Genomic DNA, 20292 nt, shown 5'->3' with positions numbered 1-20292 from the left:
TAAATTATCAACAATTGATCACTGCATCATACCAGAGAACAATCTAGTTAAGATAAATAGATAATAAAAACGACACTTATCAATCAAAATTACGATAAAATAATGTTAGATTAGTCATGTTCAGGCCTAGCCGGAAAAAATACAATCGGTTAACATCAATTATTGTTCAATTTTATGGAAGTTAGATCCTTACTATGTCTCAAGTCGCGAAAAAACTTTTGGTAACCTGTGCGTTACCTTATGCTAACGGTTCAATTCACCTTGGCCATATGTTAGAGCATATTCAGGCCGATATTTGGGTTCGTTATCAACGAATGCGCGGCAAACAAGTTTACTTTATCTGTGCCGATGATGCCCACGGCACGCCAATCATGCTAAAAGCGCAGCAATTAGGTATAACGCCTGAAGAGATGATTAGTAAAGTAAATCAGGAACATCAACACGATCTTGCTGACTTTGCCATCAGTTATGATAATTATCATTCAACTCATAGTGTAGAAAATAAAACATTATCTGAACAAATTTATTTGACACTAAAAAAGAACGGTTTTATCCAAAGCAAAACAATCTCGCAGCTTTATGATCCTAAGCAGGGAATGTTTCTACCCGATCGCTTTGTTAAAGGGAGTTGCCCAAAATGCCAAGCTGCTGATCAATATGGTGATAATTGTGAAGTTTGTGGTGCTACTTATAACCCAACAGAGCTCATCAATCCCCACTCGGTGATTTCCGGTGCAACACCTGAAATGCGCGATACAGAGCATTTTTTCTTTGATTTACCTGAATTTAGTAAGATGTTACAAACTTGGACACGCTCAGGTGCTTTACAACCACAAGTGGCGAATAAAATGCAAGAGTGGTTTGAAGCGGGTTTACAGCAGTGGGATATTACTCGTGATTCCCCTTACTTTGGTTTTGAAATTCCTAATGAGCCTGGCAAATTTTTTTACGTCTGGTTAGACGCACCGATTGGTTACATGGGAACATTCAAAAATCTATGTGAAAAACAACCTGATATTGATTTTGCTAGTTATTGGCAACAAGATTCTACGGCCGATCTTTACCACTTTATCGGCAAAGACATTGTCTACTTCCATAGCTTATTTTGGCCAGCAATATTAGAAGGCAGTGGTTATCGTAAACCTACCAATATCTTTGTTCACGGTTATATCACTGTTAATGGCGCAAAAATGTCCAAATCACGAGGCACTTTTATTACCGCGCGCGCCTATTTAGATCAGCTGGATGCTGATTGTTTACGTTACTATTATGCCGCTAAACTTTCATCCCGCATTGATGATATTGATCTTAACTTAGAAGACTTTGTCCAACGGGTAAATAGCGACATTGTTAATAAAGTCGTTAACCTTGCAGCACGCAATGCCGGATTCATTAATAAACGCTTTCATAGTAAGTTATCATCACGCCTTGCGGATCCCGAGCTCTACCAGCAATTTATTGCCGCAGCAGACAAAATTGGTCAAGAATTTTGTCAACGTGAATATAATAAAGCCATTCGTGAAATTATGTTACTGGCTGATCTGGCCAATCGTTATATCGATGAGCAAGCACCTTGGGTAGTCGCTAAACAGGAGGGTCGCGAACAAGATTTACATGACATATGTTCTATGGGTATCAATTTATTCCGTGTGCTAATGACTTATTTAAAACCCATATTACCGGGACTTACCGGCCGGACAGAAACTTTTTTAAATACTTCACTCAACTGGGATGATATCAGCAATCCATTGCTAAATCATGAAATTACGCCATTTAAAACTTTATTCCAGCGAATTGAAATGAACAATGTAACCGCAATGTTAGCGGCATCAAGCAAAAATATAACGGCGCAAACGATGACTAATCAACCAGATTCAGAAAATCCGAGCCAAGATGTAATCAGTTTCGATGACTTTAACAAAGTAGACTTACGAGTTGCTCTAATTAAGCAAGCTGATTTAGTCGAAGGCTCCGATAAGCTGCTAAAACTACAATTAGATTTAGGTGATAGCAGTCGACAAGTTTTTTCGGGTATTCGCGCAGCTTATCCAGATCCTAAAGTACTGGAAGGTCGCTTAACAATTATGGTTGCTAATTTAGCGCCAAGAAAAATGCGCTTTGGTATTTCCGAAGGAATGGTATTAGCAGCCGGCCCTGGTAATAAAGATATTTTTCTATTAAGTCCTGATACTGGCGCCAAACCTGGCATGCAAGTAAAATAGATTAATAAAAACATTAAATAAAAATGGCGACAATAGCATTTTCGCCATTTTTAATCTCACTTATTACACCAGCCTAATACATTAAGTGAGTTAATTGTATTATCAGTATGTTTTGTTATAGGACTGGTATTATGTTGTTTTCTAAAAATATCCTTTATATTAGTTGGCAGTATCTACGCGCTTTTTTACTCATTTATCTCTGCCTAATATTAGGAAACCTAATTTCAACTTTACTGCCTTTTTCTCTACCAGGTAGTATAATCGGCATGCTGATCTTATTTAGCTTGTTAACAATCCAAATCATACCTGTCCAATGGATACAACCAGGTTGCCATTTATTGCTAAAAAATATGACAATGCTGTTTATTCCTATCGGGGTAGGCATAATGAATTATTATGATACGCTTAGCCAACAAATTATCCCTATTTTACTTTCCTGCATTGTTAGTACATTGATTATTATGATTATTGTTGCTTATAGCTCACACTACATCCATCGTGAAACTAGCATAAATACCTCGGATACTGATAAACAACAGAGTAAAAAACAAAATTCAGCCAAAAAAAATTGGCCAAATAACGAGTAATAATAATGTTAAATCATATTTGGTGGTCACTACCTTTTACCATTATCGTTTTCTTATTAGCGAGAAAATTATTCCAAAAATATAAACTGATCATTTTAAATCCTTTGTTGATTTCGATCGGCATCATTATTCCTGTTTTATTGATAACGCAGACTTCTTACGACCATTATTTCTCTGGTAGCCGTATTCTGAATGATTTGTTACAGCCGGCAGTTGTTGCCTTAGCTTTGCCATTATATGAACAGTTACATCAAATTCGTGCCCAATGGAAATCCATAATTAGCATTTGTTTTATTGGTAGTCTTATTGCCATGGTAACCGGAACTGCTATTGCCTTATGGACGGGTGCAACCGTAGAAATGGCCGCTTCCATATTACCAAAATCAGTGACGACACCCATTGCTATGGCTGTATCAGAGGCTATTGGCGGTGTGCCTGCCATCAGTGCAGCTTGTGTGATCTTAGTTGGTATTTTTGGCGCTATGTTTGGACAGTTACTGTTTAATCTATTGCAGATAAAAAACCCTATCGCTCGAGGATTAGCGATGGGAGCAGCTTCACATGCAGTAGGTACGGCGCGCAGCGCCGAGATAGACTACATTGAAGGTGCATATAGTTCTCTCGCATTGATGACTTGTGGCATTATTACTTCATTAATTGCACCTTTTATTTTTCCTCTATTAATTAAATTATTACATTAAATAATCATCGATAAGAACAACTCAGCTAGATAATAAACACTTACTTTATTTTATAAGGTAAAAAATTCAACCTCACTAACAGACGCTAACTTTAATTTAGGGTTTATAAGTTGAAAAATTTAAATTAAATCTAGCGAATGATCACAGCGATCTTGTACGATGTGTTTGATCTAGTTATTGAAGGCAATTTTTGCTTGTCTGAATATCGTATTTACAAACTTACCCCCTTCTGACTATTATAAGTCTTAACTAACAACAAGCTGTTAAATTAATTAGGGAGCCACATGAAAATAAGTGAAATAGTCCTAATTGAGCTGTTTTCACTATCATGTAATCTATAGGCATAGGTGATGAGGAAATTCCTTATTTATAGTCTACTTACCATTATAGTAACAGCAATCGTTGCCACTCTGGCATTCGATCAGTGGATTAGCTGGAAAACGGCTAATTATATCTATGATGATGTAAAAAAACTGCCACCTCGTAGCGTTGGCATGATTTTAGGCACGTCTAAATTTTATTCTGCCGGCTTACCTAATGAGTACTATAAGTATCGAATTCAAGGCGCCATAAATGCTTACAATAGTGGTAAAATAAAATACTTGCTCGTTAGTGGTGATAATGCACATTACAATTACAATGAACCGATCACCATGCGTAGAGATCTAATCGCAGCGGGTATACCGGCAGCAAAGATTGTATTGGATTTTGCCGGCTTTCGAACATTGGATTCTGTTATCCGAACTCGCCGAGTATTTGCCACCAATAACTTTACTATTATTACCCAACGTTTTCATTGTGAAAGGGCACTATTTATCGCTATGAAAAAAGGGATAGATGCACAGTGCTATGCAGTTTCTTCACCAAAAAAAATTATTAAAGTTCGTTTGCGCGAGGTTTTTGCCCGTATTAATGCCCTGATTGATCTCTACATACTAAAAAGCGAACCCCGGTTTTTAGGTCAACAAGAATCCATTCCTGCACCAATAAAAATGCCTGATGGGATCAAAGGATATCCTGCCGTTTTACCTGAAGAGCTCAAATAATATTAGCCAGCTCAATTAGCACATTTGTTATGATTTAAATAATTTAATATACATATTTATATTCAAATCATCTACTCAAGTTGGATCATGTTATTTTTGTTTCTGTGCCAACGATCTAATGAAATCGATGAACATAAATTTGTTATTAGAGGAAATTAGCATTATACTCATTGCCGCTCATAAAAGGAAAAGGAGCCCAGAGTCAGGCTCAAGATGGAGATATCATAAAGCAGAGTTGGCAAATTTTAGAAGACTTATTAGATAGAATCATCATCCCATAACCTAAATTCTCATATGAAAAATTTGATAAAACATTTTATAAAAAATAAAATAGCTAGTAATGAATACTTTTTACCAAAAATTATTTTACTTTTTATTACCTTTTCTTTTATACATTATGGATTAGGCTATCAACCAAAATTTATTTATACAATTGGTGTTGTGGCTTTTTTAGTTTTTATCAATAGAGTTAAATTTTTATACATTTCTTTTGTCTGGATATTTACGATTATTTCAACTATATACTTGCCTATTGCTATACTATATGGTTCTCCATCTTTTAATATATTAGCATCTTTATTTTATACAAATAAAGACGAAGCTATCGGATTTTTATCATTAATTCCTTATTATTATTATTTATTTTCTTTATTAATTTTATTATTGGGTGTTTTTTGTTCGCTTTTAAAAATCAAGAAAATAAAATATGTCTCATTAATATCATTCATTATTTTTTTGGTGATATTATTATCTACTCCAATTAAAGATTATAGAAAAGAAAGTAGCATTAACATATTAAATAGTGGCTACCCAGAAATAAAATTTATTAAAGAATTTTATTACTCTCTAGTTGAGCTAAATAACGAAAACAGTAAATTGGAAAAATTGATATATCAAAAAGATGATTTTAATCCTGTAAATAGTAAAAATAAATATAATACCTATGTTATGGTAATTGGTGAGAGTGCCAGACGTGATTTAATGAATTTTTACGGTTTTCATATCAATAATACCCCATTTATGAATACAATTAACGGTATATTTTTTACTAATTATATATCAGCAGGTGCATCGACTAATATCTCATTAAGCAATACAATAGCAATAAAAGGCAATTTATCAAATAATATTGTATCATTAGCAAACAAAGCTGGGTTTAATACATATTGGTTATCAAATCAAGGATCATTAGGAATATTTGATACTCCAATCGCATCTATGGGTAAAAAGGCCAACAAATATCACTTTTTGAAAAAAGGTGATTATGATAATAGTACAAATTCTTCTAATGATACTGGTTTATTGCCATTTATTAAAACAGCAATAAATGACAATAAAAAAAATAAGTTAATAATTATTCATTTAATGGGAAGTCATCCTCCTGCTTGTAATAGAACAAACGACTATTATGAAATTTTTTATAAAAGTAAAGATGTTTCATGTTATATACAAAGTATAAAAGAAACAGATAACCTGCTATCGAAAATATATAATGAACTTTCACTAACAAAAACAAAATGGTCTATGATGTATTTTTCTGACCATGGGCTATCTTATGCGAATAGAAATGATATTCAACAATTAAGAATTATGCATGGCAGTAGTTATAGACAAAACTATGAAATTCCATTTTTTATTACGTCTTATGATTCAAAAGAAAAAATATATATTAAAGAAAAAAGAAGTGCCCTTAGTTTTATGAGTTTATTTTCAGAATGGACTGGCATTGATGATAAAATTATCGATAAAAAATGTCATATGATCTCTAATGATAAATGTGAAAATCAAAACAATGTTATTAACTTTCACAATAAGGTAATAAACTACCTTGAGTTCCCAATAGAAAAAAGTATTTAGTAAAGAGTTTTCCCTTTTAGTATTGGGACTTTGGTATCCAGTCAATATCTGGAACGATTGAGATATCAATATTTATTTAATTTTACGTTATAAAAACACTACATTTTAAACTGGATTGACATAAGCTAATTGAGGTAGTGCAAAGCCAAAAATATTTACCAATAAAATAGCTAAAATAGCGCTTCCGCGTAGCAGATCAATTTGCTCAATCCGCTGCGATTTGGCTGTTGTAATAAACATTAATTAGTAGTTACGCCGGCGAGAAATGTTACGTAAAAACTCCTGACGGGTATTTTGACTAGATTTAAATAAGCCACCTAGTGAGGTTGTCATTGTGCTACTGCTTACATCACGAACCCCTCTGGCTTTGACACAATAGTGAACGGCATCAATGGAAACTGCAACATTAGCTGTGCCTAATAAAGTTTGTAGCGCAATTAAAATCTGTTGGGTTAAACGCTCCTGAACTTGTGGCCGTTGAGAAAAGAATTGAACAATACGATTAATTTTAGATAAGCCAACCACTTTATCCTTTGGAATATAGGCTACTGTCGCCTTGCCATCGATGGTAACAAAATGGTGCTCACAGACACTGGTTAAAGTGATATCACGAACCGTCACCATTTCGTCGAAATCCATTTTGTTTTCGATCAAGGTAATTTTAGGGAAGTTATTATAATCGAGCCCAGAGAAAACTTCGTCAACATACATTTTAGCAACGCGCTTCGGTGTTTCCGCTAAGCTATCATCGCTAAGATCCAGATTAAGTAAACGCATAATTTCACCCATGTGCACTTCAATCTGTTGCTTACGCTCATTTGAGGAAAGAGATTGACCGCAAAGTGGGGTTTCAAGACCACGAGCTTCGAGCGCTTTACGAACAAGATGCGCTTCTTGACTTAGCGATGACATGCATTTCTCCAACAATAAAATTCAACATTTATCCAACTACATATTCAAGCAATGGATAACATTATCCCATTACAATAACCTATCCTAACAAAATATTTTTTATATCGCGCTAATTTTTCATATCAGAGTCATTATTTATCCTTTTTGCTATCCTTCTATAGAAAATTATCTATTATATTTACTCTAAATAATCAATTTACTGACTATATCCTCATTTTAAACTCACTCAGCGGCGATTAAATTTTTTGTTGTAACAGATGTGAGTATTAACTACAAAAATCTATTACTTCAATATAGCAGAACAAAAATAGCCATCGTTAGGCGCTTAACCTGCTATTTTTGACCTAGTAAAACGAAAAATACTACACCAGTTAACCTAAAGATGAAGCAGTCGTGTTTTTTCACTTAAATCTTTTAATGTGATTAGAGTTTTCCGTTAGCGTCTTCACGGTGTTATTAGCAAAATCATAAGGCGCTTAAGGAGTAGGGAAAATCCAGCAATAGAATAATCCAGCAATAGAATAATAATGACTAGGATTAACAGCAAAAATAACCACTGTCGCAATCAACGGTAAAATTAGCCACAAATGGTACAACCCTAGCCTATGCAAATATACATAATTATTTTCTCTACCAGGCATAGGAGATTAAATTCATCAATAAAAAGGCGACATAGTAGATAACTTCTTTGTCAATAAGTGAGATTATTGTCATAATACGCTGAAAATATTTGGCAAAATTATGCCAATATCAGTCAAAATGATAGTCTTTTTGGGAGTAAAATATGGAGCATTATCATAACGGCGAATTATTATCGCTTAAGGAAGCATTAAATAATATATTTAGCCTAACTACCCCAATCGCAGAAAAAGAAATTATCCCACTAATAGAATCAATTAACCGCATAACTGCCACAGAAATTATATCGCCTATTAATGTCCCACCATTCGATAATTCAGCCATGGATGGTTATGCAATACGCTTTAATGATTACCATGACGCAACTCCTTTGGTTATTGCGGGTAAAGCACTGGCTGGTTCTCCTTTTCGTGATCCGCTGCCTGCGAAATCTTGTATCCGCATTATGACTGGAGCGCCGATCCCCATTGGCGTTGATGCGGTCATCATGCAAGAAAACACCCAGTTAGCTAATAATGCCATCAGCTTCACACAACCAATAAAACCAGGTACAAATATTCGTTTTACCGGCGAAGATATTCAACAAGGTGATAGCGTATTGCCAATAGGAACGAAACTTTCCGCAACTCAGGTATCTCTTATCGCCTCATTAGGAATAAGTCAGATTGAAGTTTTTCGCCAGCTGAAAGTAGCCATTTTCTCTACCGGCGATGAACTACAAACTATTGGCCAGCCACTGGCTGCTGGTCAAATCTATGATACTAATCGGCTGGCAATACGTTTGATGTTGGAAAAAATGAACTGCCAAGTGATTGATTTAGGTATTATTGCGGATGACCCTAGCAAACTTTATCAAGCGTTTGAACAGGCGTCTCAACAAGCCGATCTGGTTATCAGTAGCGGGGGCGTGTCGGTGGGTGAAGCTGATTATACCAAGCAGATTCTTAATGAAATAGGCAGCATCAATTTCTGGCAACTAGCAATAAAACCCGGTAAACCATTTGCCTTTGGTAAACTAAAATCTGCCTGGTTTTGTGGCTTACCGGGTAATGCTGTTTCCGCTATGGTTACCTTTTATCAACTTGTACAACCGCTTATTAATCACCTGAGCGCCTTTAGTCAATGGCAAAGCACCCCCTATTTAAAAGCGCGCGCCACCCGCTTGATAAAAACATCACCTGGGCGCCTTGAATTCCAACGCGGAATTGCCAAAGTAAATTCTCAAGGTGATTTAGAGGTAACACCAACGGCACAACAGGGTTCACATATTTTGAGTTCTTTTAACCAAAGTAACTGTTTTATCGTTTTAGCGCAAAATCGTGGCCAGGTTAACGCGGGTGAGTTAGTTGATATTGAGTATTTTAATCATTTATTAATAAGTGAATAAGCATGGCTATTGAATTATCTGACCAAGAAATACTGCGTTATAATCGCCAAATTATTTTACAAAACTTCGATTTTGACGGACAAGAAAAATTAAAAGCAGCGAAAGTCTTGATTGTCGGAGTGGGTGGTTTAGGTTGTGCCGCTGCTCAATATTTAACGGCCGCAGGCGTTGGACAACTGACCCTGCTGGATTTTGATACGGTCTCCCTATCAAATTTACAACGACAGATCCTATATAACACCCAATCTATCGGTAGTGCAAAGGTTGACTCGGCCAAAACCACATTACTTAACATTAATCCGTATATAAAAATTTCTACCATTAATAAAAAATTAACAGAACATGAACTTAATACTTTAATTAAGCAGCAAAATGTGATTGTCGATTGTACGGATAATGTGGCAATTCGCGAGCAGCTTAATCGCCTATGTTTAACGCTAAAGCGCCCATTAGTCTCCGGCGCCGCTATTCGCATGGAAGGACAACTGGTGGTATTAACTTATCAAGATAATACTCCCTGCTATCACTGTTTAAGTCGTTTATTTGGTGAAGATAATCTCTCCTGCATCGAAACTGGCGTTATGTCTCCACTGGTTGGTATTATTGGTAGCCTGCAAGCGATGGAAACACTAAAATTACTCACTAACTATGGTCAAATCAACAGCGGGAAAGTGCTATTTTATGATGCTATGTCAACAGAATTTCGCACCATCAATTTAATGCCTGATCCTAATTGTGAAATCTGTCAGCCTAGCCAAAAATAGGCTAATATTTATCGCCGTAGGAGCAGAATAGCGCTTTTGTCACCATCTATTTTGTTAATGCTAACTATGATGGAAACATAGCTCAGTTACAGATCATGATAAGTTTTTACTGATAGTGCCGTGTAGTGCAAGAAACGATCAAGTAAATTGGCCGGATTATCATCAACAATTGCCATATGGCGATATTTTTCTTGTAAAAACTTTTCATCAGCCATTTTTTCTATCATAGCAACTAAGGGTGCCCAATAATCATTAACATTTAATAGTCCACAAGGTTTCGCATGTAAGCCAATTTGGCCCCAAGTAAACACTTCGCTAAATTCCTCCAAGGTACCAAATCCCCCTGGTAGCGCAATGAATCCATCAGCCAAATCAATCATCTTCTGCTTACGCTGATGCATAGTATTTACAATATGGATTTTAGTCAGTCCAGTATGAGAAATCTCACGTTCGACTAATAATTTAGGCATTACGCCAATAACCTGACCACCTTGTTCCAATATCGAATTGGCCAAAACGCCCATAATACCAACGCGACCACCGCCATAGACCAGCGTTATTTTTCTGTTAACCAGCTCAGATGCTAATGCGACAGCCTGCTGTTGATAGATACCACTGGCTCCTACACTTGAGCCACAATAAACCGTTACACTATTTATCTTTCCCACATTATCCTCCATAACTTAAATTGGCTAGTTCCAGCCCCAGCAGACATTAATTAAATCTAACAAACGCATAAATATTTTTCATGTGATTTCTTTTTTAAAATTAACATTTATTATAGTGACTATCCTATTTACAATCGGCAATAAAAAGAATATTTGTTTAATTATCTTTTATGTAATAATTACTCAATATCATTAAGTAAATCTTGCTGTTACTGAGTTTTTATTTAATTTTCTAACATTTATTTGGTTCTATATTTATTGAGGTTACCTCCAGATGTCATTTGTCTTAAATCAAAAGCGTAAGACGCTGTTGCCAGTATTATTGTTGCTCTTTGCAATGATATCAATACAAAGTGGTGCTTCATTAGCCAAAAGTCTATTTCCAACTATCGGTGCACTTGGCGTAACGGCTTTAAGACTATTTTTGGCAACGATTATTCTATTTATAATTTTTAAACCCTGGCGAAAAAAGTTACGTGGACATTCATTAAAACATTTACTTATTTATGGTATCTCGTTAGGTTCAATGAATTCGCTGTTTTATCTATCGTTAGAAAGGATCCCGTTGGGGATTGCCGTTGCGTTAGAGTTCACCGGCCCTTTAGCTGTAGCAATGTTCTCATCTCGCCGGGCGATTGATTTTGTTTGGATATTAATGGTTATTGTTGGATTAGGCTTTCTACTACCGATTGGAAACAGTATTAATAGTTTAGATCCTGTTGGTGTTGTTTATGCATTAGCTGCCGGTATTTGTTGGGGAATGTATATCATCTTTGGTCAGCGGGCTGGGGCAGGTTATGGCTCAGCAACAGTCGCTTTAGGTTCGTTTATCTCGACATTGATTTTTTTTCCGGTTGGCCTTCTCACCGTTGGCATCGCGCCTCTATTTGATCTGTCAATTCTACCCATTGCACTTGCAGTTGCTATTTTGTCAACCGCCTTCCCCTACACGCTTGAAATGTTTGCGCTAACACGCATGCCGGCGAAAACATTTGGTACCTTAATGAGTTTGGAACCGGCAATGGGGGCTTTTATGGGCATGATATTTCTTAATGAACACTTAACGTTAACCCAGTGGTTCGCGCTATTTTGTATCATTGGCGCATCAATTGGTTCAACATCAACCATGAAAACAAAAAGCGAAACGGTCGAAATTAATTAAGTCGTTCTTCTCGTTCAAACAGTGTGAATACAAACCTATATTCACACTGTTCTTGTTGCTAATTTACCTTGCATTCCTATTTTTTATCGCCATATTTATAATTGTAAGTAATAAAATAACGCTTACATCAATATTACCTATCAATTTAATAGGATCAAATGATAAGACTATTGATCAATAATAAGCTATTTTTTAGATAAAGTATTAATACATTATTTGATATAACGGGAGCGTAATAATGAGCACAGCTAAATTAGTTAAAGTACCGAAAATTGATTTACTCTATACCCGTAATGATGTTAGTGACAGTACTAAAAAACACGTTATTTCTGTTTTAAATCCGCTAGTTGCCCAATTTATCAATCTTTCATTAATGACCAAACAAGCGCATTGGAATCTGCGCGGTAGAAACTTTATTGCGGTTCATGAATTATTAGATGAATTTAATTCCTCTATTTTAGAGCATCAAGATGAATTAGCTGAACGTGTGGTACAAATGGGCGGTACGGCGATGGGCACGATAGAGTATGTGCATGACCATACCCCACTAAAAGCATACCCAACCAATATTCACGATGTACAAGATCATTTGAAAGCCTTGGCTGATCGCGCTGCGGTGGTGGCAAATAATGTTCGTAAAGCGATTGGTGAAGTTGGTGAAGTTGATGCGGAAGATATTCTTACCGCTGCTTCACGTGATCTGGATAAATATCTCTGGTTTATCGAAGCAAATATTGAGAAATAACCAATGTAAATTTGATAACTATATAAAAATAAAATGTCGTCATTTAGCCACATAAGAGTGTGGCTTTTTTTATTTTTTCTATCCACTTAATATCAATCAATTATTTTACTATAATTATCAACATAGTTTGCAATCAACAAGGATATTTATGGATATTGTCGTTAAAGACGCTAATGGGGCATGCTTAAGCGATGGGGATAGTGTGCAAGTTACAAAAGATCTCAAAGTTAAAGGAACATCAAAGACCTTAAAACGAGGCACGGCAATAAAAAACATTCGCCTAACGCAAAATAAAGATGAAATTGAGTGTAACGCAGAAGGCATTAAAGGTTTAGTGTTAAAAACCTGCTTTCTGAAAAAAATTAACTAATTTCAATCAGGAGTAATAAGTAGTAGATAATAATACTGGTTACTCCGTTTTCTTCGTTGGTATATTGGATATTTCCGGTTCAATAATCGGAAATACCGGTAATGAAGCTAATAGACGAGCACCATACTTTTTAGTCCTTAGTCGCTTATCATAGATAATAATCTCACCATAACAATTATTACTACGGATCAAGCGGCCAACTTGCTGAATTAACGTAAACGAGGCGCTTGGCAAACTTTGTACTTCAAATGGATAAAGTTTTAACGTTTTTAACCATTCATTTTCTGTAATGATAATCGGGTTTGTAATCGGAGGAAAAGAGATTTTTTGAATATGTATTTGTGACAAATAATCGCCTTTCAGATCCAATCCTTCAGCAAAGGATTGCAAGCCAACTAATACGCTAGTGAGTCCTTGATCAACACGTTGGCAATGGGTTTCTACCAAGCGATAGCGCGGTTTATCTCCTTGAACCAACAATTGGCTGCGTAACTCACCAATCTGATGTAAAAAGCCTTCCATTGCACGTTGACTACTAAACAAAAATAGGATGCCGCGATGTTTTCCGGACTGGAGTTGTTGTTTAAAATAAGCAGCCATTTCCGCTAAATGTAATATTTCATTTTGCAGGGTCGGTTCAATTGACATTTTAGGGATCACTAACCGCCCCTGTCGAACATGATCAAAAGAAGCATCTAAGCTAACAAAGCGATCATCCTCACGTTCATTTAATCCTGTTAGCTCCGTGAAACGGCTATAACTATCTAATGAGCGCAAAGTGGCTGACGTCACTATGATGTGAGGAATATTTTGCCATAACAGCTTTTCTAATTGTTCACTAACCCTTATACCGGCACAATGAAAATAGTAATGTAACTGATTTTTGTCATAATGACGGCTCAACCATTTGGATACCGGCGCATTTGATGAAGTTTCACAACCCGCTAAACGCCAAAGTTTAACCATATTTTGCCAGTAACTGAGCATCTTACCACTGATTAGCAGGCTACGATGCAAACTAGCTGCATCATGTTTGCCACTCTGTTCAGACAAGTGATCGACTATTTTTTCAGTAAGTACCACCAAATCTTGACTAAGCTGTAAAAGCTGTTGGCAACAAATATACAATTCCGGCGGTAATTGGCCTAATTTAAATAGATAAATCGGATCCTGGCTTTTGTCTGGTAATAAACGCTGAGTGATTGTCATAAGCTGGTTGAAGCAATCAATTAATTTTTGTCTATGCTGGGTTAAATGGTTCGCTTTGGCCAGTTTTGGCGGTTTAACTGGGCGGTATTGGCTCAAATAGTACTCGACATGACGCACAAAATTATCTAGCTGCGCCGTCAAATACGCTAAAGTAATATTCCCTTCAACTTCTAAACTATCGCGTGCCACATCAGCGATATGATGCCCTTCATCAAGGACTAACAACATCTTTTTAGCCTCAGGTAACACCGAGCCACTTTCCATCGCCGCCATCACCAACGCATGATTAGTGACAATGACATCAACTTGCTCAATTTTCCATCTTGCCAAAAAAAAGGGGCAGCAATGATAAAACTGACAATTTCTGGCTAAACATCCGACTTTATCAGTACTAATTTTTTGCCATAAACTATCATCTAACGCGGTTTTATAATGATCTCTGACCCCATCCCAGAGACCAGCCATAAAATCAGCATGTAACTGCTGACAAGCAGTTCGCTCTTGTTCACTTGTTACCGACATCTCCTGTTGCACTAAAAGCGTCAAGTCCATTTGCGGTTCATCCACTGCACAGATAGCGGCCAGATTGCGTGGACACAGATAACGTCTGCGGCCAAAAATAGCGATAAATCGTAGTTTAGGAATAATTTTAGCTAACAAAGGAAGATCTTTATGCAAAATTTGATCTTGCAAAGCAATATTTGCCGTACTAATGACTAAAGGCTTATTTTCTGCCCGACTAATCGCAATACCGGCGATTAAATAAGATAGTGTTTTACCTACCCCGGTCGGTGCTTCAATAACCAAATGACGTCCTTGTTCACCTGATAATGTCTTTGCAACTTCGGCGATCATCTGTCGTTGGGCAATACGTGGCATAAAGCCATCAATAGAAGTTGATAACGATTTGTACCAAAGACTTATTTGGTTTTTAATTGCGTTAGTTAGCGCCATAGAAATCTTATATAAAAATATCAACCATTCGGTTGATGAGTATAAAACGATAAAATTTAATTTATCATAGTGTTTTATCAATAGGATAAAAATTTAATCTACGTTTAATTTCTCACTGAAAATCGATATACTATTTTTAATTAACACGCAACCATAAGTTATTGTTTATAATAGAAGGGTATCATGTACGAAGCATTTTTTGTTAGCCCGCAATGGCTTCATCAACGTTTAACTAATGAAAATATTATTCTAGTTGATGCTTCTGCACCGCCACCAACCGACCCAACTGATTATCAACAACGCTATTATCAAGAACATATTCCTGGTGCACAATTTTTCAATTTAGATATCGTCGCTGATCAAAGTAATAATCTGCCTCATATGCTGCCGGATGAAATAACTTTCACTCATGCCGTTGAGCAATTAGGTATTAGCAATCATCATCAAGTCGTTATTTATGATCAAGGCGCACTATTTTCTGCACCACGCGCCTGGTGGACGTTTAAAACATTAGGCTGTAATAATGTCAAAATTTTAACCGGTGGGCTACACGGATGGAAAAAAGCTGGCTATCTGCTCGATTCAGGCATGCCTACGGTGCGTCAAAGACAACATTTCACCGCTAAGTGTATTCCTGAACAAGCTTTATCACAACAGCAAGTCATTGCTCTACTTCAACAACCTAATGTTCAATTTATCGATGCACGCCCAGCTGCCCGTTTTAACGCACAGCAACCAGAGCCACGTCCAGGATTGCGGATGGGACATCTGCCAGGCAGTAAAAATGTTCCTTGGGATTGGTTAGTCAATGAAGGTTGTTATAAATCCCCAGAAGCGTTAAAAACGATTTTTGCCAACCAACAAGTTGACATCACACTGCCTACGGTAATCAGCTGTGGTTCTGGTATGACTGCCGCTGTAGTATTACTTGCTTTAATACTTTTGGGTAATAAAAATGTCAAACTTTATGATGGCTCTTGGGCTGAATGGGGCCAAGATAATGGATTACCGATTGAAATTAACTAAAATAAAAACATAACTACCAATTAGCAGTTATGTTTTTATATGAGAAATGCTTATTATCTTTAGATAAGTGGGCTATGGGCGGCCGACCATTCCGGCAATAAAAAGGACCACGATAGCGCCAATTACCGCAACAATAAAACTGCTTAAATTAAAACCATCTACTTTGCCTTTACCAAAGAAGGTACTAATATATCCGCCGACAACTGCACCGACAATACCGAGGATAATGGTCATAATAATCCCCATATTGTAAGCACCTGGCATGACCCACTTAGCAATAATACCAGCGATCAAACCAAAAATAACCCAGGACAAAATACCCATACACACCCTCCGAAATATCCAACATATTAAATAAGTTAAAAAACTAACTTGCTAACATTTCAAATATATGAACACTTTTTAGTAAAGAACCTAACCGCCAGAAATGCAAATAGATAAGCTATTTTTTATAAAAAATTTGTGATAATCATTTTATATTAATTGATTAGGAACTTTATAATATATTGTATTTGATAATTTTTTTTCGGTATGTTGTGACAAGTCAACAAAAAGTATGACGTTCAATTATATTAGCAATATCGGCCGATTTTTTCACTACTCGGATCTGATTAAATAATTCAGCCGCTTCAACATATTTTTTGCGCAAATAACCTAGCCACTGTTTAATACGCGCTGTGTGATATTGACCAGTATCACCTTGTTTTTCCAGCTGAATGTATTTAAACAAAAGTTGCATAACCTGCGACCAAGCCATCGGTTCAGTTTGATATTTGATTACCTGAGCTAGGTTAGGAACATGTAATCCACCGCGGCCAATCATCAGCGCGTCACAGCCGGTTATAGTCCTGCACTCATTTGCACTACACCAATCCCAAATTTCGCCGTTGGCGATAACTGGTATCGTTAATTTTTGTCGTATCCGGCCGATAGTTAGCCAATCAATTTTTTCTGCCCGATACCCCTCAGCCTTGGTTCGGCCATGAATAATAATTTCTGTCGCGCCAGCCTGTTGCACGGCATCAGCAATCTCAAATGCCAGACAGCGATCATCCCAACCTAATCTAACTTTTACTGAAGTCGGCAAATTAGCGGGTACCGCCGCCCGAATTGCCTTAGCCGCCTGGTATATCCGTTCAGGATCCTTTAATAGTGTCGCCCCGCCACCATGGCCATTGACTGTCGGCGACGGACAACCACAATTAAAATCCACGCCCCAAGAGCCTAATTCTACTGCTCGAGCCGCATTTTCCGCTAACCATTGCGGATGCTGACCAAGTAACTGAATACGCACTAATGTGCCCGATACGGTTTTACTAGCTTGATATAATTCAGGGCAAATCCGATAAAATGCTTTGGCTGGCAATAAACTATTAACTACCCGCAAAAATTCCGTTATGCAAAGATCGTATTCGTTAACTTCAGTTAATAACTCACGCACTAAAGAATCGAGAACCCCCTCCATCGGGGCAAGTAATATTCGCATTTATCCTCTACCTGGATTTCTTTGGTGCTAATGTTTTATTATCAACGTTACGAGTTGTCCGTTGTTTTAATGATTGACCATTAGCATGAGAGGCTTTTGCTGCCGAATGGCGTCGATGTTGTTTGTTTGCCGGTTTTTTTTGCGGCATTGGTTCTGGTTTAATAGTCGGATCAGGTTCATAACCTGCCAATGCCATACGCGGGATACTCTGTTTTAATAATCGCTCAATCGCTGTTAATAAACTTTGCTCATCAATAGCAACTAGCGAAACGGCCAAACCAGTCGCGGCGGCGCGTCCAGTACGTCCAATACGATGCACATAATCCTCTGCCACATTAGGTAATTCATAATTTACCACATAAGGTAACTGTTCAATATCTAATCCCCTAGCAGCAATATCAGTTGCTACCAACACTCGAATAGCGCCTGATTTAAAATCCGCCAGAGCTCGCGTGCGCGCACCTTGACTTTTATTGCCATGAATTGCCATCGCCTTAATCCCATCTTTAATCAGATGTTCAGTTAAACGATTAGCCCCGTATTTAGTTCGGGTAAAAACTAATACCTGCTGCCAGTTTTCGCTACCAATTAGATAAGAAAGCAATTCTGCTTTACGTCGTTTATCAACAAAATGAATAAGCTGCTTGACCTGCTGTGAGGCGGAATTACGCGGAGCCACTTCCAATATGGTCGGATTATGCAGCAAACTATTAGCCAATTGTTTAATTTGGTTAGAAAAAGTGGCAGAAAAAAGTAAATTTTGCCGTTTTGGCGGTAATTTATTTAATATCCGTCGTATATCATGAATAAATCCCATATCTAACATCCGATCGGCTTCATCCAATACTAAAATCTCAACCTGTGACAGGCTAACAGCATTTTGCTGTACCAAATCAAGCAAACGACCGGGTGTGGCCACTAAAATATCAACTCCACCCCGTAATTTCATCATTTGTGGGTTAATGCTAACACCACCAAAAACGACCAACGATTTTAAACGCAAAAACTGACTATAATCACGTACATTTTGACCAACCTGAGCAGCTAATTCACGGGTCGGTGCCAATATTAGTGCCCGCACGGGTTTTTTACCTTTTACAGCAACGGGCGTCTGACTAAGATGTTGTAATATAGGTAAAACAAATCCTGCGGTTTTGCCGGTTCCTGTCTGTGCACTGGCCAACAGATCTTTTCCCGCTAATATTGCTGGTATTGCCTGTTGCTGAATTAAAGTCGGCTTTTCATAACCAACCTCTTTAATCGCCGATAATATCTCTACAGATAAACCCAATGAGTTAAAACACATAAATATAAAATACTCCAAATTTCATTTGACTTAATTTCAGTCAACTGAATATAAAAACCACCACGATAAACTACTAAAACAATAGCGGTTGATGACAGTAAAGTAACTGTTTATTGGCAATCGCTATCACCGAGTAATCAAGACTAAATAAAATAATTCACATAAATTCATCAAATAACAATTAACCTGATAAAATTAATTATGCATAACCTTATTTTATTCCATTTTGTTGAACTATTTTAAGGATGCTATGAAAAAAAATCTGCGCTTATTATCTATTGCTATCATCTGTCTATTTATGGCTATTATAGTAGCTGGATACTACTACTATCAAACCCAGCAAAATAAGGCGCTCATTTTGTATGGTAACGTTGATATTAGAACGGTTAATTTAAGCTTCAGAGTCAATGGTAAACTTCAAACACTGAATGTAGATGAAGGAGATAAAATTAGCGCCGGTCAGATCTTAGCTTCACTTGATAAAACACCCTATCAAAATAATTTGCAACGCGCGACAGGTAGCCTTGCTAGCGCAAAAGCTAAATTAGATATGCTTGAAAGTGGTTATCGTAGCCAAGAAATTGCCCAGGTTGAAGCTGAAGTAGCACAAAGGCAAGCAGCCTGGAAATATGCTGATAGTTTTTACCACCGCCAACAAGGGCTTTGGACGCAACGCGTAATTTCCGCCAATGACTTAGAAAACGCAAAAAACAATCGAAACCAAGCGCTGGCAGCGCTAAATGCAGCAAAAGATAAATTAAATCAATACCAGACTGGCTATCGAACTGAAGAAATCGCCGCCGCACATGGTGAATGGGAGCAGGCAGTTGCCGCATTAGCGCAAGCAAAACTCGATCTGGAAGATACGATATTAACCACACCCTCGCCAGGTACTATTCTAACCCGAGCCATTGAACCAGGGACTATCCTTACTGCCGGTAGCACTGTTTTTACCGTTTCGTTGACCCGACCTGTCTGGGTTAGAGCTTATATCAGTGAACCCCATCTGGGGCAAGCAATACCTGGACGAGAAATATTACTCTATACCGACAGTCGTCCAGACCAACCCTACCATGGAAACATCGGTTTCGTCTCACCAACCGCAGAGTTTACGCCAAAAAGTGTACAAACAGCCGATTTACGTACCGATTTAGTTTATCGTATTCGGGTCATTGTCAATGATGCTGACGATATGTTGCGCCAAGGTATGCCGGTGACACTTCATTTTACAGAAAAAAAACAGTAAGGCTT

At 37.2% G+C, this 20292-nt stretch carries 19 protein-coding genes; 12 read left to right on the top strand and 7 right to left on the bottom strand.

Annotated features, from left to right (window positions below):
* The first annotated feature begins 194 nt into the window (after positions 1-194).
* From metG to QE177_RS06055, 5 genes are all read left to right on the top strand, one after another.
* Entirely contained in the window at positions 195-2222 is a 2028-nt protein-coding gene (gene metG / locus QE177_RS06075; protein ID WP_280551980.1) for a methionine--tRNA ligase, read from the top strand.
* A 131-nt stretch (positions 2223-2353) separates the two neighbouring features.
* The gene (locus QE177_RS06070) at positions 2354-2809 is read left to right on the top strand and encodes a CidA/LrgA family protein (protein WP_280551978.1); all 456 of its coding nucleotides are present in this window, start codon (positions 2354-2356) and stop codon (positions 2807-2809) included.
* 5 nt (positions 2810-2814) lie between these two features.
* Positions 2815-3510, top strand: coding sequence for a CidB/LrgB family autolysis modulator (locus QE177_RS06065; protein ID WP_280551976.1), 696 nt, complete (start codon positions 2815-2817; stop codon positions 3508-3510).
* 350 nt (positions 3511-3860) lie between these two features.
* Positions 3861-4556: an outer membrane permeability protein SanA gene (sanA, locus tag QE177_RS06060; RefSeq protein WP_280551974.1), complete on the top strand. Its 696-nt coding sequence runs from the start codon at positions 3861-3863 to the stop codon at positions 4554-4556.
* Between the two features lie 294 nt (positions 4557-4850).
* Positions 4851-6413 (top strand): phosphoethanolamine transferase, encoded by a 1563-nt coding sequence (locus tag QE177_RS06055; RefSeq protein ID WP_280551972.1) that lies wholly within the window; start codon positions 4851-4853, stop codon positions 6411-6413.
* A gap of 105 nt (positions 6414-6518) precedes the next feature.
* On the opposite strand, the gene QE177_RS06050 is transcribed toward QE177_RS06055, so the two are convergent.
* Positions 6519-6653, bottom strand: coding sequence for a hypothetical protein (locus QE177_RS06050; RefSeq protein ID WP_280552301.1), 135 nt, complete (start codon positions 6651-6653; stop codon positions 6519-6521).
* A 3-nt stretch (positions 6654-6656) separates the two neighbouring features.
* Positions 6657-7325, bottom strand: coding sequence for a GTP cyclohydrolase I FolE (gene folE / locus QE177_RS06045; protein WP_280551970.1), 669 nt, complete (start codon positions 7323-7325; stop codon positions 6657-6659).
* Between the two features lie 784 nt (positions 7326-8109).
* Here folE and moeA point away from each other — a divergent pair.
* Positions 8110-9351: a molybdopterin molybdotransferase MoeA gene (gene moeA, locus QE177_RS06040; RefSeq protein ID WP_280551968.1), complete on the top strand. Its 1242-nt coding sequence runs from the start codon at positions 8110-8112 to the stop codon at positions 9349-9351.
* 2 nt (positions 9352-9353) lie between these two features.
* Positions 9354-10115, top strand: a complete 762-nt coding sequence (moeB, locus tag QE177_RS06035; RefSeq protein ID WP_280551966.1) for a molybdopterin-synthase adenylyltransferase MoeB — start codon at positions 9354-9356, stop codon at positions 10113-10115.
* A gap of 86 nt (positions 10116-10201) precedes the next feature.
* Here moeB and QE177_RS06030 read toward each other — a convergent pair whose 3' ends face one another.
* Positions 10202-10783: a TIGR00730 family Rossman fold protein gene (locus QE177_RS06030; protein WP_280551965.1), complete on the bottom strand. Its 582-nt coding sequence runs from the start codon at positions 10781-10783 to the stop codon at positions 10202-10204.
* A 274-nt stretch (positions 10784-11057) separates the two neighbouring features.
* Between QE177_RS06030 and rhtA the strand changes: the two genes are divergently transcribed.
* From rhtA to QE177_RS06015, 3 genes are all read left to right on the top strand, one after another.
* Entirely contained in the window at positions 11058-11945 is an 888-nt protein-coding gene (rhtA, locus tag QE177_RS06025) for a threonine/homoserine exporter RhtA (protein ID WP_280551963.1), read from the top strand.
* Positions 11946-12183: 238 nt separating this feature from the next.
* Positions 12184-12690: a DNA starvation/stationary phase protection protein Dps gene (gene dps, locus QE177_RS06020; RefSeq protein WP_280551961.1), complete on the top strand. Its 507-nt coding sequence runs from the start codon at positions 12184-12186 to the stop codon at positions 12688-12690.
* Between the two features lie 148 nt (positions 12691-12838).
* Entirely contained in the window at positions 12839-13060 is a 222-nt protein-coding gene (locus tag QE177_RS06015) for an alkylphosphonate utilization protein (protein ID WP_280551959.1), read from the top strand.
* A 39-nt stretch (positions 13061-13099) separates the two neighbouring features.
* On the opposite strand, the gene dinG is transcribed toward QE177_RS06015, so the two are convergent.
* Entirely contained in the window at positions 13100-15223 is a 2124-nt protein-coding gene (gene dinG / locus QE177_RS06010; protein WP_280551957.1) for an ATP-dependent DNA helicase DinG, read from the bottom strand.
* A gap of 183 nt (positions 15224-15406) precedes the next feature.
* Here dinG and sseA point away from each other — a divergent pair, with 183 nt between their 5' ends.
* Positions 15407-16249 carry a 3-mercaptopyruvate sulfurtransferase gene (gene sseA, locus QE177_RS06005; protein ID WP_280551955.1) on the top strand — a complete coding sequence of 281 codons (843 nt, stop codon included), beginning with the start codon at positions 15407-15409 and terminating at the stop codon, positions 16247-16249.
* Positions 16250-16321: 72 nt separating this feature from the next.
* On the opposite strand, the gene QE177_RS06000 is transcribed toward sseA, so the two are convergent.
* The 3 genes from QE177_RS06000 to rhlE form a co-directional block, all read right to left on the bottom strand.
* Positions 16322-16573 carry a GlsB/YeaQ/YmgE family stress response membrane protein gene (locus tag QE177_RS06000; RefSeq protein WP_026822154.1) on the bottom strand — a complete coding sequence of 84 codons (252 nt, stop codon included), beginning with the start codon at positions 16571-16573 and terminating at the stop codon, positions 16322-16324.
* 220 nt (positions 16574-16793) lie between these two features.
* Positions 16794-17735 (bottom strand): tRNA dihydrouridine(16) synthase DusC, encoded by a 942-nt coding sequence (gene dusC / locus QE177_RS05995; RefSeq protein ID WP_280551951.1) that lies wholly within the window; start codon positions 17733-17735, stop codon positions 16794-16796.
* A 7-nt stretch (positions 17736-17742) separates the two neighbouring features.
* On the bottom strand, positions 17743-19041 hold the full coding sequence (gene rhlE / locus QE177_RS05990; RefSeq protein WP_280551949.1) for an ATP-dependent RNA helicase RhlE: 1299 nt from the start codon (positions 19039-19041) through the stop codon (positions 17743-17745).
* A gap of 250 nt (positions 19042-19291) precedes the next feature.
* On the opposite strand from rhlE, the gene hlyD reads away from it, so the two are divergent.
* On the top strand, positions 19292-20287 hold the full coding sequence (gene hlyD / locus QE177_RS05985; protein WP_280551948.1) for a secretion protein HlyD: 996 nt from the start codon (positions 19292-19294) through the stop codon (positions 20285-20287).
* The last annotated feature ends 5 nt before the right edge of the window (positions 20288-20292 follow it).

Origin of the sequence: Arsenophonus sp. aPb, assembly GCF_029873475.1 — a bacterium.
Classification (GTDB): domain Bacteria; phylum Pseudomonadota; class Gammaproteobacteria; order Enterobacterales; family Enterobacteriaceae; genus Arsenophonus.
The sequence above is the reverse complement of the archived record's forward strand: the minus strand, read 5'-3'. Positions and strand labels throughout refer to the sequence as shown.